Source organism: Ruegeria sp. CDSC068 (genome assembly GCF_059610545.1).
On sequence record NZ_JBXWNV010000007.1, the window covers coordinates 72739 to 85225 of the forward strand.

At 56.7% G+C, this 12487-nt stretch carries 15 protein-coding genes; 9 read left to right on the plus strand and 6 right to left on the minus strand.

Annotated elements, in window-relative coordinates; all coding sequences use genetic code 11:
• The first annotated feature begins 5 nt into the window (after positions 1–5).
• From AC2FID_RS15095 to AC2FID_RS15115, 5 genes are all read left to right on the plus strand, one after another.
• Positions 6–155 (plus strand): hypothetical protein, encoded by a 150-nt coding sequence (locus AC2FID_RS15095; RefSeq protein ID WP_496755568.1) that lies wholly within the window; start codon positions 6–8, stop codon positions 153–155.
• A complete protein-coding gene (gene rimM / locus AC2FID_RS15100) occupies positions 148–651 on the plus strand; it encodes a ribosome maturation factor RimM (RefSeq protein ID WP_058278985.1) in 504 nt (167 codons plus the stop codon). The genes AC2FID_RS15095 and rimM overlap by 8 nt, the downstream gene beginning before the upstream one ends.
• Positions 651–1466: a hypothetical protein gene (locus tag AC2FID_RS15105; protein ID WP_282120819.1), complete on the plus strand. Its 816-nt coding sequence runs from the start codon at positions 651–653 to the stop codon at positions 1464–1466. Before rimM ends, AC2FID_RS15105 begins: the two co-directional genes overlap by 1 nt.
• On the plus strand, positions 1463–2272 hold the full coding sequence (gene trmD / locus AC2FID_RS15110) for a tRNA (guanosine(37)-N1)-methyltransferase TrmD (RefSeq protein ID WP_113791359.1): 810 nt from the start codon (positions 1463–1465) through the stop codon (positions 2270–2272). The genes AC2FID_RS15105 and trmD overlap by 4 nt, the downstream gene beginning before the upstream one ends.
• Positions 2273–2406: 134 nt before the next feature.
• Positions 2407–2832, plus strand: a complete 426-nt coding sequence (locus AC2FID_RS15115) for a hypothetical protein (RefSeq protein ID WP_496837504.1) — start codon at positions 2407–2409, stop codon at positions 2830–2832.
• On the opposite strand, the gene AC2FID_RS15120 is transcribed toward AC2FID_RS15115, so the two are convergent.
• A complete protein-coding gene (locus AC2FID_RS15120) occupies positions 2829–3632 on the minus strand; it encodes a glycoside hydrolase family 25 protein (RefSeq protein ID WP_058278989.1) in 804 nt (267 codons plus the stop codon). The genes AC2FID_RS15115 and AC2FID_RS15120 overlap by 4 nt on opposite strands.
• Before the next feature lie 378 nt (positions 3633–4010).
• On the opposite strand from AC2FID_RS15120, the gene rplS reads away from it, so the two are divergent.
• Both rplS and rpmE read left to right on the plus strand, forming a co-directional pair.
• Entirely contained in the window at positions 4011–4394 is a 384-nt protein-coding gene (gene rplS, locus AC2FID_RS15125; protein WP_058273331.1) for a 50S ribosomal protein L19, read from the plus strand.
• Between the two features lie 11 nt (positions 4395–4405).
• Positions 4406–4627 carry a 50S ribosomal protein L31 gene (gene rpmE, locus AC2FID_RS15130; protein ID WP_010437577.1) on the plus strand — a complete coding sequence of 74 codons (222 nt, stop codon included), beginning with the start codon at positions 4406–4408 and terminating at the stop codon, positions 4625–4627.
• Between the two features lie 79 nt (positions 4628–4706).
• Here rpmE and AC2FID_RS15135 read toward each other — a convergent pair whose 3' ends face one another.
• The 3 genes from AC2FID_RS15135 to AC2FID_RS15145 form a co-directional block, all read right to left on the minus strand.
• A complete protein-coding gene (locus AC2FID_RS15135) occupies positions 4707–5171 on the minus strand; it encodes a GNAT family N-acetyltransferase (protein ID WP_496837505.1) in 465 nt (154 codons plus the stop codon).
• A 59-nt stretch (positions 5172–5230) separates the two neighbouring features.
• Complete coding sequence (locus AC2FID_RS15140; RefSeq protein WP_496837507.1) at positions 5231–6826, minus strand: MFS transporter; 1596 nt, start codon at positions 6824–6826, stop codon at positions 5231–5233.
• A gap of 81 nt (positions 6827–6907) precedes the next feature.
• Positions 6908–7795, minus strand: coding sequence for an AEC family transporter (locus AC2FID_RS15145; protein ID WP_282169940.1), 888 nt, complete (start codon positions 7793–7795; stop codon positions 6908–6910).
• Between the two features lie 217 nt (positions 7796–8012).
• On the opposite strand from AC2FID_RS15145, the gene AC2FID_RS15150 reads away from it, so the two are divergent.
• Positions 8013–8822, plus strand: coding sequence for a division plane positioning ATPase MipZ (locus AC2FID_RS15150; RefSeq protein WP_496837509.1), 810 nt, complete (start codon positions 8013–8015; stop codon positions 8820–8822).
• A 323-nt stretch (positions 8823–9145) separates the two neighbouring features.
• Positions 9146–10612, plus strand: a complete 1467-nt coding sequence (locus AC2FID_RS15155; RefSeq protein ID WP_108861328.1) for a uracil-xanthine permease family protein — start codon at positions 9146–9148, stop codon at positions 10610–10612.
• A 77-nt stretch (positions 10613–10689) separates the two neighbouring features.
• On the opposite strand, the gene AC2FID_RS15160 is transcribed toward AC2FID_RS15155, so the two are convergent.
• Both AC2FID_RS15160 and AC2FID_RS15165 read right to left on the minus strand, forming a co-directional pair.
• Entirely contained in the window at positions 10690–11934 is a 1245-nt protein-coding gene (locus tag AC2FID_RS15160) for an adenylate/guanylate cyclase domain-containing protein (RefSeq protein ID WP_282120813.1), read from the minus strand.
• Positions 11935–11994: 60 nt separating this feature from the next.
• Entirely contained in the window at positions 11995–12447 is a 453-nt protein-coding gene (locus tag AC2FID_RS15165; protein WP_058273337.1) for a MarR family winged helix-turn-helix transcriptional regulator, read from the minus strand.
• Positions 12448–12487: the final 40 nt, after the last annotated feature.

Sequence of the window (12487 nt, forward strand, 5' to 3'; positions counted from 1 at the left end):
GCCAGATGTTCGGACTGATACGGCTTCCCATCCTGTTGCTGATCGCTTTTATTGTGGGCGTGTTCTTTGAGCGCAATAACCAACGCGAGGCATGTGCCCCGCTTGGAGACTGGCAGGACGGATTATGTGTAACGACGGAAGTGCCAAATGACTGATCTGATCTGCGTGGGCAGCGTTGCGGGGTCTTACGGCGTGCGCGGCGAAGTGCGGCTGAAAAGTTTTTGCGCCATCCCAGAGGACATCGAGACCTATTCGCCCCTAACTGATGAAGACGGCAAGGAACGCTATCCGCTGGTCCTGACCCGCCCAATCAAAAACGGCTTTGCGGCGCGTTTGGGTGGGATCGAGACCAAAGAACAGGCAGACGCCATCAACGGCCTCCGCCTATTCGCGCGGCGTGATCAGCTGCCGTCCTTGCCTGATGACGAATTCTATCACACCGACCTGATCGAGCTTGAGGTCTACGACACCGGCGGAACGCTGCTGGGTCGTGTGAAGTCGGTACAAAACCACGGCGCCGCAGATCTGCTGGAACTGCACGGGCCGGGGTTGAAAGGCACCGTTTTTCTGCCCTTCACTCTTGAGGTTGTTCCAACTGTGGATCTGGACAAAGGCCGCATCATCGCAGACCCGCCCGAGGGGCTGATCTGATGCGACGCGTTCTGCTGCATCTGGGGCTACACAAGACCGGAACCACTGCAGCACAATCATTTCTGTATGAAAACCGCGAATTGATCTGGCCACATTTTGCGCTGTTGCTGCCTTACAAGACGCGCAAATTGGGGCTGTCAGGTGCCGCGACCCGCCATTCCATCTATGGAACCGTGGGAACGCTGTCCGAATTCAGCTCGCAGACCCGAGAGTATCTGGCCACGCGGAACTTCGGCACGAAACGCGGCCTGATCGTCAGCGAAGAGAATTTCAGCGGCCTGCGTCCCAGCCGCAATATCGAACAGGGATATGCCGCCGCACCGGATCTGGCCGCCTGTCTGGTGGATGCCATCCGCGATCGGTTCGAAGATCAGGAGGTCGATATCACGATCTACCTGTCCCTGCGGCAGCGCGGAGCGTGGTTGCGCAGCCTTTGGGCACACGATCTTCAGAGAACCCGCGAGGTCCAGGATTTCGACATCTTCCGCGCGAACATGGATCACCTGCCCCCGCTAGAGGAAACGGTCTCGGACATTCGCAAGAAACTGCCGTCGGTCACTGTGACCGAAGAGTGGTTGGAAGAGACGCATTTGCGACGCTTTGGTCCCGGTACGCCTTTTGCCGAATTCCTGAACTTGCCTCGGGAAAAAGCGCAGCTTTTGGTGCCGCCCACAAAATCTAACAGCAGGCTACCGGAAAGCGTGTTGGCGGAATTGCTGACGCTGAACCGATCCCATCTGGACGAAGCGGAGTTGACCCGGCAAAAAGCGCTGGTAGTAGAGCGGGCAAAGAACGCGATGGTCGGCACAATATGACAGACAAGCCAAGCAAATCTCACGGACGCAAGGCAATCCGACCCACGCTGAAGCCGCGTGAATTGATGACTCCGACCCCTGATCTGCACGGGGTCTGGAAGGCAAAAATCATCACCCTGTTCCCTTCCGCCTTTCCCGGCGTTCTCGGCGAAAGCTTGACGGGCAAAGCCTTGCAAGAAGGGTTGTGGCAATTAGAGACCGTGGATCTGCGCCAGTTCGGCGTTGGCAAACATCGCAATGTCGATGACACGCCGGCTGGCGGCGGCGCGGGTATGGTGTTGCGCGCAGACGTGCTGGGTGAGGCAATCGAACACACAATGGCTGGCGTGCAGGGCAACTGGCCATTGATCTACCTCAGCCCGCGCGGTCGCCGCATGGATCAACGTATGATGCAAAACCTCGCACGCTGCGACGGCATGACCTTGCTCTGCGGTCGGTTCGAAGGCGTCGATGAACGCGTGTTGGAACATTACGGCGTTCAGGAAGTCAGCCTTGGGGATTTCGTGATGACCGGCGGCGAGATCGCAGCCCAGGCGCTGATTGACTCAACTGTGCGGTTGATTCCCGGCGTATTGGGCAACCAGGCCTCAGCCGAAGACGAAAGCTTTTCCTCGGGTCTTTTAGAGCACCCGCAATACACCCGACCCGCAGATTGGAAAGGCCGCCCGATCCCCGACATTCTGATGTCTGGTCATCACGGGCGCATTGCCGAATGGCGGCACCAGATGTCTGAAGAGATCACCCGCAAGCGACGCCCTGATCTGTGGGAACGCTACGAGGAATCCGGGGACGACACACAGGATTGATACCCCGAGTGTGGCTTGTATGCAGCACGTTCCTGTATTTAGCGAACACCACTTGAAGCTGATGTTCTGAAAAAATACTCATCTTTCAGATATTGCAAAATGCGATTTCAATTCAACGCATAACAGGCTGCTAAATGAAAAAAATCATATGCTTAGCTGTGCTTGCCCTTTCAGCTTGCACAACCAAGCCTCTTGAGATGGCAGTGCCCACTCAGGCGGGGCATAACCTGCACTCCGCAAAGGTCGCCGTGCAATCATGCGCCGCCGAGGAAGATATTGGGGGCAACAGCGCGGTGATTGGTGGATACGCCACGAATATCCTGCTGTGGGGCGTGATCCTGGGCCCCATCGTTACGGCGCCCTTCGACGATAAGCTTCGCTCACAGGGTGAAATTGACCAGGTGCACCGCTGCATGACCGAACTTGGCTTCGAGCGACGCGACCTGACTGATGGAGAGCGGTTCTGGTTGCACCACACATCTGGCCAAGAACGGGTACGCCGTCTGGATCACCTTGTGGCCGGAGGAACCATTGAAACTTATGGGGCACCAAGCGGCTAAGCGCCCCCCGCCTTCCATCTGGCCCATATCTCAGGCGGGCCGTTGAATGTGTTGATGTCCACTTTCCCCTGAACGCCAGGGACCAAACCCGTGCCCGTATACTGCCAAAACCGCCACGCGGCCTTGGGGTAAACGTTGCGCGGGTGCCCGGCGACCGACCGCAGCCAGAATTCCGTCTTGGGCAGGCGGGCGATATCGGTGTCACCGTAGAAATCCACGGTCGTATAGACGATCGGACGGCGGCCATAGTGGCGTTCCAGGATATCAAGGAACCGCTTCGCCTCGGACCGGACGGTGGCGCCATCGGGTCTGATGGTGCAGGTCTTGGAATGTGGCGTCCATTCCATATCCAGCACATGCGGCAGGTCGGCACCTCGGGGCACGTTCTCGATGAACCATTTTGCCTGCTCATGCGCCGGTCGGCAAAAATAGTAGTAGTGATACGCCCCCCATGGAACACCCGCGGCTTGCGCGCCGCGCCGGTGATCATCAAACAAAGGATCGGCCACGTCGCCCCCCTCGGTCGCCTTGATGAATACGAAACTGACACCGGAGGACTTGGCCCTGCGCCAGTCAATCGGACCCTGCCATCGCGAAACATCGAGCCCGTGAACCGGATAGTGCCCCGGGTGCCGGCCTTCCCACTCATGCGGTTTGGCATCCCCAAAGCTTGGAAAAATGACCGAGGGCGACGTGGTGCTCAGGAATGCCTTAGCTTCGACCTGTTGGGGCGGAGGGCTGCTGCGACCGCAGGACAGGGTCGCGAAGGCCAAAACAGCCAGCATCAATGCTGTGCGCATGGTATGTTCCTGTTCAAAATTTCTGCTCTTATAATTCCCTCTAGAATGCCTGATCTGCCTGACAAGGCAACGGTGTTGTTGGCCGGTGGCGAAATCTTACCATCTGGCCCTGACCATTCTTGCGATTCAGGCTTGATCCCTGCCCACAAAGCCCGTAAAGCAGCGCAATCCGGTGCCGCGACATGCGACTCCGGTGTTTTGGTTTGCATCATGGCGTGACGCCCGGCTTTCTTCGGCCACGGCGCGGCAGGGCGGACCGGACCAAAGGAATATTCGATCTGACCTCTGGCGGGCTGTACGCAGGACCCGGTGAAGACCAAGAGCTCTCAGGCCGTGCTCAACTTCGTGGACCAACCACGAGCAGATAGGAGAAATGCGATGGACCTGATCGCACAGCTTGAGGCGGAACAGATTGCCGCCCTGGGGAAAGACATCCCCGATTTCAAAGCCGGAGACACCATCCGTGTCGGCTTTAAAGTGACCGAAGGGTCGCGCACCCGTGTACAGAACTACGAAGGCGTCTGCATCGCCCGCAAAGGCGGCAACACCATCGCCGGTGCGTTCACCGTTCGCAAAATTTCGTTTGGCGAAGGTGTGGAGCGTGTGTTCCCGCTGTATTCGACCAACATCGACAGCATCACCGTTGTCCGCCGTGGCCGCGTCCGTCGCGCCAAACTGTACTATCTGCGCTCGCGCCGTGGTAAATCCGCGCGTATCGCAGAAGTCACCAACTACAAGCCCAAGGCTGGCGCCGAAGCGTAAGGAACGGAAAGATGAAAAAAGACATCCATCCCGATTATCACGTCATCGACGTCAAAATGACCGATGGCACCGTAGTTCAGATGAAATCCACCTGGGGCGCCGAAGGCGATCAGTTGGCTCTGGAAATCGACCCCTCTGTGCACCCTGCATGGACCGGTGGTTCGTCGCGCCTGTTGGACGCCGGCGGCCGTGTGTCGAAGTTCAAGAAAAAATACGAAGGTCTGGGCTTCTAAGCCGGAACCTTTTGAGATGCGAAGGGCCGCCCACCGGGGCGGCCTTTTTTGTCTGTAGAACGTCGCCAGAAAAAAGTGGCTAAGCCAGCCGCATGATCAACTCGACCTCACCATCGACAAGCCGGCCAGTCGGCGCAAACCCGAACGATTGATAAAGCGGCAGCGCACTGCCGGGCTCGTCGACGACGCTGATCACCAGGTTGGAGCGACCCTTTTTCAAAGCCACGGATTTTGCAAAATCCAATGCGGCCATTCCATAGCCCCGGCCCTGACGAGATTTGTCGACCATCAGCCGCCAGATATAGACGCCATCCGGGTCATCCTCGTCATCCAATTCTGCATCGGGATGTGCCATGTCGATAATGGCAAGCAATCCCACCGCATCGCCGCCATCCCAAATGCCATAGATTTCTGACCCCGGTTCGAAAATCGACTGCGCCATCGTCATTAGATTTGTCGCGACAAACCCTGCCTGATTTTCGCGCACAGACAATGCCGCCAAAGGGCGTAGGGATTTTTGAGAGAGTAGCGCAAACTCAACCATGGAGGCCTACTATCACAGCCGGATTTCCAGTAGAAGAATTGCCAACAGTTGAAGCGAACTCAACTCTTCGCACGCGTCAGCTCGGCTGCGCTGTGTACGGGCGGAACCGGGCCCCGAAGCAACATCAGCGCCAAAGCCATCCCGACTAGAGCCGCCACCGCGGCAACAAGCATCGCGCTGTCGAAGGCGTTGTCCTGCAAGTCCCTAAGGGCCTTGGCTAAAGCGCTGCTAGTTTCAGGATCCATTTTAGCGATCAGTTGTTGGATTTGACTCGGCGTCCCATGGGTTAGGGCATGGGCCAGATCTTCTCGCTGGTCGGAACCGGCGGGCAAAGCATTCATGACCTCGGAAATACCTCTGCGGGTCGTTATCGCTTCGGCCAAACCTCCGACCACGGCGCCCAGTGTCGCGCCAAAATACAGGCAGGCGTTAATCACCCCGGATCCCTGCCCCACATGTTCTTCTGGCAACACGCGCAGACCGAGCCGGGGTAAAAGTGAAAAACAGATACCTAATCCAATGCCGACGATCATCAGCTTCCACCAGATCTCGGCATATTGAGTGGAGTTCGAAGTTGTCATCAACAGCAAGAACCCACAGGCCATCGCCCCCAAGCCGATCACGATAGGCCATTGAAAGCTGTAGGGCGCCAGAAACCGGGGTGCAGTGACCGAGATCACGAACATGCTGAGGCTAAGCGGCATGATCGCTAAACCTGCGCCGATGGGCGAATAACCGAAGGCATCCGGGGATTGAACGAACGTGTTGAAATACACAAAGAAACAGAACAGCGTGAAGCCGGTGAAGAACATGCCAACGGCGGCCATGAAATAACGCGGATGCTTGAAGTATCGCAGTTCGATCAACGGATCGTCGCTGCGGCGAGACACGATAACAAGGATGATTGTCGCAACCGCCGCAACACCCAGCGGCATCAATGTCATCGGCGTTGCCCACCCGCTGCTTTCCCCATTGCTGAGCGCAAAGGACAGCGGGCCAAGGAACAACAGCAACGCAAAAGCGCCCGGATAATCAAACTTGGCCCCGGCCTGACGCGTGTCCGGCACGTAACCGCGTCGGCTAACATGCAGCCCAATCAGGAAGGCGAACACCAGCAACACCAGATCGGTCGCAAACACCGCACGCCAGCTGATATAGTGGGCAAAGGCACCGCCGACGATCGGGCCGACGCCAATGGCAAGTCCGACAATTGCACCCCATGCGCCGGTAACACCTGCACGCTGTTCTTCGGGTGTGGCGGCGGTGAGCAATGACAGAGATGTTCCAAACAGGGCCGCAGCACCCGCACCCTGCGCCCCACGCCCAAACAGAAGCATCGCGCCGTCTTGCGCAAACAGGACCGAGGCGGACCCAATTCCGAAGACAATCATACCAGCGAAGAATACGCCCATCTTGCCGGTGATATCGCCCAACCGGCTGACTATTGTGACCAGCGTGGCGCTGGCCACGGTATAGGTTGCCATCACCCATTGCAGACCGGATGGCGTCAAATCGAACTCGGCCTTGAGGTTGGGCAGGATGGTCGCAACAGCCGTTGTGTTAAACCCAACAACCATCATACAGATAGCCGTCATCGCCAGCACAACGCGGGCACCCCCCTCGTGCGTTGGGTCAGAAGGCGTCTTGTCGGTCATAATTCCACCCCAAAACTCATTGTTCTTAAATGCAATTCATCAGCAGTTTAGCGTTTTTTGTCGCTGCGCATAGGGTCGGCTTTAGATCCAGTAAGACAGAGCCACCGGCAGGACGATGATCGTGACCAGCGTCGACACAAGAATGAAACCAGCAACATCCGGCCCGTATTCCGGTACGTGCTGGTCAATGAACAGGTAAGTCGCAACCGAGGACGGCATCAGGCAACACAGGATCACCGCGCCGCGCTCAGCCCCGGTGAAACCAAAAACCCATACCAAAGCGCTGGCGATTGCAATCGCCATGACCAGATGCAGAACGGTCAACAGCACCGCCCGGCCCAGGCTTTTGATCCGCAACGTCGCCAGCGTATGGCCCAATGTCAGCAGCATAAGTGGGATCGACAGCCCCCCAAGAATGTCGAAGGATTTTGCCAGCGGTTGAGGCAAGCTTGATCCGCTCGCCATAAGGATCAGGGATAGGATCACTGCATAAATGATCGGGGACGTGACGAGCTTTCTGGGTGAAAACTCCCCCGCCGGGATCCACATGCCGACGGTGAAAATGCTGATCAGCACCACCACGACAAATCCCATTGTATAGGCCATTCCCGCATCACCCAACGCAAGCAAGGCGATAGGCAACCCGATATTGCCCACGTTCCCATGCATCAGCGGCGTCAAAAAGGCCCGAACCGGCAGACGCATGGTTTTCAGTGCCAGGAACCCCAACACTCCGAACCCAGCAATGGCCAGCGCTGCGGCCATCATGACGTCCAGAAAGGTGCCTACCGCGATCTTGGTTGTGGACAGGTGCGAAATGATCAGCGTCGGGTACCCAACGCGCGAAACGATCCCACCGATAACTTTGTTGTCGAACGGTGCCTTGATCGCGGCAAGGGCATAGCCGATTCCGGCGCAGATCAGCACCGGCAGAACCACGTTCAAAACGTTCAAAAACAGATGGTCCAACCGGTTCCCCTATTGCAAAACCCTGATTTGAACTGTGAAACAGCCTATTCGCTTTGGCAAGCGCGGGTCCTAACCGACCCAGCCGGTTGAGTTTTCCAAATTAGAGCCTGATATTGCTCTGCGCGGGCGCTTGGGGTTCTTCCCTTCCCGGACTCCACAACATATAGTGGTCGGTAACAACGTGTGGTTAAGCACGGCGGGACGTGGGAATACAAGCATGGCACATATTATCGTAGTGGGGAACGAGAAGGGCGGCGCAGGCAAATCGACCGTGTCGATGCATGTAGCGACCGCACTGGCGCGATTGGGTCACAAGGTCAGCACACTGGACCTTGATCTTCGACAGCGCAGCCTTGGTCGGTACTTCGAGAACCGCAGCAATTTTCTGAAAAACGCGGACCTGACCCTGCCCGGCCCCCGCCATCATGACCTGCCCGAGATTGATGCGTCCAAACTGAAGCCCGGCGAGAATATCTATGATCACCGCTTGTCCGCCGCGGTGTCCGAACTGGAAAGCGACAGCGATTTCATCCTGATCGATTGTCCCGGATCGCACACCCGCCTAAGTCAGGTGGCACATTCGCTGGCCGATACGCTGATCACGCCGCTGAATGACAGCTTTATCGACTTTGACCTGCTGGCACGGATCGACTCGAAGGGTGAAAAAATCCTGGGCCCGTCGGTCTATTCAGAAATGGTGTGGAACGCGCGCCAACTGCGCGCGCAGGCGGGACTAAAGCCCATCGACTGGGTGGTTGTCCGCAACCGCGTCGGCACCCAGCGCATGGTCAACAAGGAAAAGATGCAGCGCGCGATTGAGATGCTGTCCCAGCGCATCGGCTTCCGCGTCGCTTCGGGTTTCTCCGAGCGGGTTATCTTCCGCGAGCTTTTCCCACGCGGCCTGACCTTGCTGGACCTCAAGGATATCGGGGTCAAACAGCTGAACATTTCAAACATCGCTGCACGGCAAGAGCTGCGCGACATGATGAAAGAACTGAACCTGCCGGGCGTTGAGATCGACTTCTAACGGCCCCGTTCGGGCGTTCCAGCCCCAGCGCTACAATACCTCGCTAAAATTGTAGATCGGGTGTGCGCCCCTGCCCTTTTGGGCAATGAGTTTTGACAATACCGGCAGCCTGAAGCTTCAGCGTCGCGTTCAGGCTGACTCTGGACCGCCATTGGTTTCTTTAACTAAAATACAACCATCCAAAACACCTTTTTGGTATTTTTGATAATCCCAGCTATCTGCTTGATCTAATAATAGACAACTTTGAATGGATCAGGATGTGAATTCCACACCAGGCTATCAAAGGACAGGACGCCAAAACGCGCGTTGACGGGAGGACAGCCATGACCGATTCATCCATTGGGACGCCGGAGCAACTTCGGGATCCAAACTATTTTCCAGCCATTTATCGGGCCGTACCGCTGGGGATACAGCACGTGCTTGCAATGTTCGTGTCGAACGTTACTCCGGCGATTATCGTTGCCGGCGCGGCGGGTTTTGGTTTTGGTTCAAACAGCCCGGACTTTCCCGAGTTGCTGTATCTGATCCAGATGTCGATGCTTTTTGCTGGCGTTGCCACGCTGTTGCAAACGGTAACGCTTGGCCCGGTTGGCGCAGCGCTTCCGATCGTACAGGGCACATCCTTTGCCTTCATTCCGATCATGATCCCTCTGGTTGCCGGAAAAGGCGTGGACGGTCTTGCTGCCCTGTTTGGGGGCGTGATTATCGGTGGATTGTTTCACGCCCTGTTGGGCACGGTAATCGGCAGGATACGCTTTGCACTACCGCCCTTGGTCACCGGATTGGTTGTGACTATGATCGGTCTTGCGCTGGTAAAGGTCGGCATCGAATACGCAGCCGGAGGTGTCCCAGCCAAGGCTTCAGGTGCAGAAAGTTATGGCTCGTTGTCCAGCTGGACACCTGCGCTGATCGTTGTGTTTGTCACCTTGGGGCTGAAGTTTTTCGCGCGTGGCATGCTTTCCGTATCGGCCGTCCTGGTCGGTATTTTGGTGGGCTATGTTTATTGCCTCCTGGTTGGGAAGCTGCCCGTTGAAGTGATCTCAGGCTCGTGGGAACGCTCTGCGGCTTTCGCACTACCGCAGCCTTTCAAATACGGCTTCGAGTTCTCGTTCGCCGCGGTAATCGGTTTCTGCCTCATGGCCTTTGTGTCCGCCGTCGAGACGGTCGGCGATGTCTCGGGGATCACCAAAGGTGGCGCAGGTCGTGAGGCGACCGACAAAGAGATACAGGGCGCCACATATGCTGACGGTTTCGGCTCTGCCATTGCTGGTGTCTTTGGTGGCTTCCCGAACACATCGTTCAGCCAGAATGTCGGTCTGATCGCTATGACCGGCGTCATGAGCCGCCACGTGGTCACTATTGGTGCCATTTTCCTGATTGTATGCGGTCTGGTGCCCAAGGTCGGCGGGTTGATCCGAACGGTTCCGATCGAAGTGCTGGGCGGCGGTGTCATTGTCATGTTCGGCATGGTTGTCGCCGCAGGCGTATCCATGCTGTCGGATGTTGTATGGAACCGTCGCAACATGGTGATCTTTGCGGTTTCGCTTTCGATTGGTCTGGGGCTTCAACTCGAAGTCATGAACGTGGCACCCGGATCGGCAAATGCGCTGCAGCACCTGCCCGACACCCTACGGGTTCTGGGCGCGTCAGGCATCCTTCCAGCAGCGTTTATCGCTATTGTGCTTAACCTGATCCTGCCAGAGACACTCGCGGATGAGGCGACAGAAGAAGTCTCTGGGGGTATGGCCGGCCACGGGCGCGGCGCGTTGGTTAAGGACGATCACGTCTGAGCCAGAAACCATTGCTTGGGCCTGTTCACAAATGGATAGGCCCAAGCCGCAATTAATTTCGGCCACGAAACGCAAACTCAATCCCGTGCGTCATTCGCCTTGTAAACCGTAAACAGTTCTTTCGGTTCCGGCACTCCACGCAGCATATAGCGACCGACAGAGACCAGCTCTGACGCGGCAGGTCGTGCAGCCTTTGCCACATCGTCCGAGATCAGGATCCGTTGCCCCAGCGACCGGTGCATTCCGGCAATCCGCGCGGTCTGGTTGACGGTCGGGCCGATGACGGTGAAGTCCAGGCGGTTCTCAGAGCCGATATTGCCGTACAGAATCTCACCTGCATGCAGCGCCAGCGTATAGTTCGACACAGGCAGGCCATCGGCAGAACGTTGTGCGTTCAGTTTCGCCATTGATACCTCCAATTCGCCGACGGCAGCCAGTGCCGCACGCGCGTCCGCATCGATCTCGCCCACATCGAACATGGCCATTAGCCCGTCGCCCATGAACTTGAGGATGCTTCCATCGCATTTGTGGACCACGTCTATCGCAGCGGCCAGATACTCGTTTAGCATCTCAATAAGGGCATCACCCGGCAGCTCTTCGGACAGGCTGGTGAACCCCTCAAGGTCAAAGTTCCAGATCACTGCGTCGATTTGCTGAAGCGACCCGCGCCTGATCTCGCCGGACAAAACGCGCCGACCGGCATCGCGTCCCAAATAGACGCGCATCAGGTCCTTTGATATCCGCTGGTTGTTTGCAGATTTCAAAGCCAATCCGAGATGCGGTAGGGCTGTATTGATCAACGCCAGATCGCTATCCTTGAACCCCTCGGGCGCGTTTGAGGTCCAGGACAACAATACACCGTTCACCGCCTTTTTGGCGTCCTTCGGCTGATTGTGAGTCGGAATGTCAAAGGACACACCCGTCGCGTAATATTCAGTGGCGCCATGTTCGCGCAGTTCATTCAGCAAGGGAAATCGGCTTGGTTCGTTCTGATCCACCAACCGTTCGTGCACAACGCTTTCGCCTTCGTTCAGAACAGCAAACAGAGGGCTAGCACGCCATTGATCGCTGGGTTGTTCAGAGTATTCGAACTTTTGATATTCCCCGCCCTGGCCGTAATACCAGCTATAGCCGGTTCCGCCATAAATCGGGTGCAGGGTCGATTGGGCCGCGTGAAATCGCATCAGCGGAACGCCCAGTTCCACCAGGCGATTGCAGTACTCTTCCAGCAGTTCTTCTTTTTCGACACCCTCAAGCCCGCGCGCCACCAGCCAGTTGATCAGATCGCTTGATTTTGCCGTATCGGCATCCAAGGTCGTCATGTTTTGTCCCATTTTTGTTCTGGGCTTCATCTGGGAATTGCGGCGGCGAATTACCAGTGGTCAATCCATATGCGCCAGACGCCGAAGCATTTTGCGCAACAGTTCCGCTTCGTCCCGCGAAAACAGGCCGGCAAGCTTTGAATCATAGGCCTCGGCCACCAGGCGCAAATCCCTGTAAACCGTCTGACCTGCGGATGTCAGCGTCAATTGTTCAACCCGGCGGTCGGATGTGTCGCGATTACGGGCTAAGTATCGGCGCTGTTCCAATTTCGAAACTGCGCGGCTGACCTTGGTTTTGTGAATTTTGGCGCGCTCACCTATTTCTTTCGCAGTCATCTCGCCGTAATTTCCCAGATGAAACAAGACGCGCCATTCGGTGCGAAGCATTCCGTAACGGTCCTTATAGACCTGCTGAAACTCCAGCGAACTTTCTTCGGCTGCACGGTTCAGCAGGTACGGCAGGAATTCCTGCAGATCAAAGTCATCTTTTTTGGCAGATTTGTCCTGAGTCATGCTTGTTAGTTACAAAATCAACTATTACTCGACAAGCAGC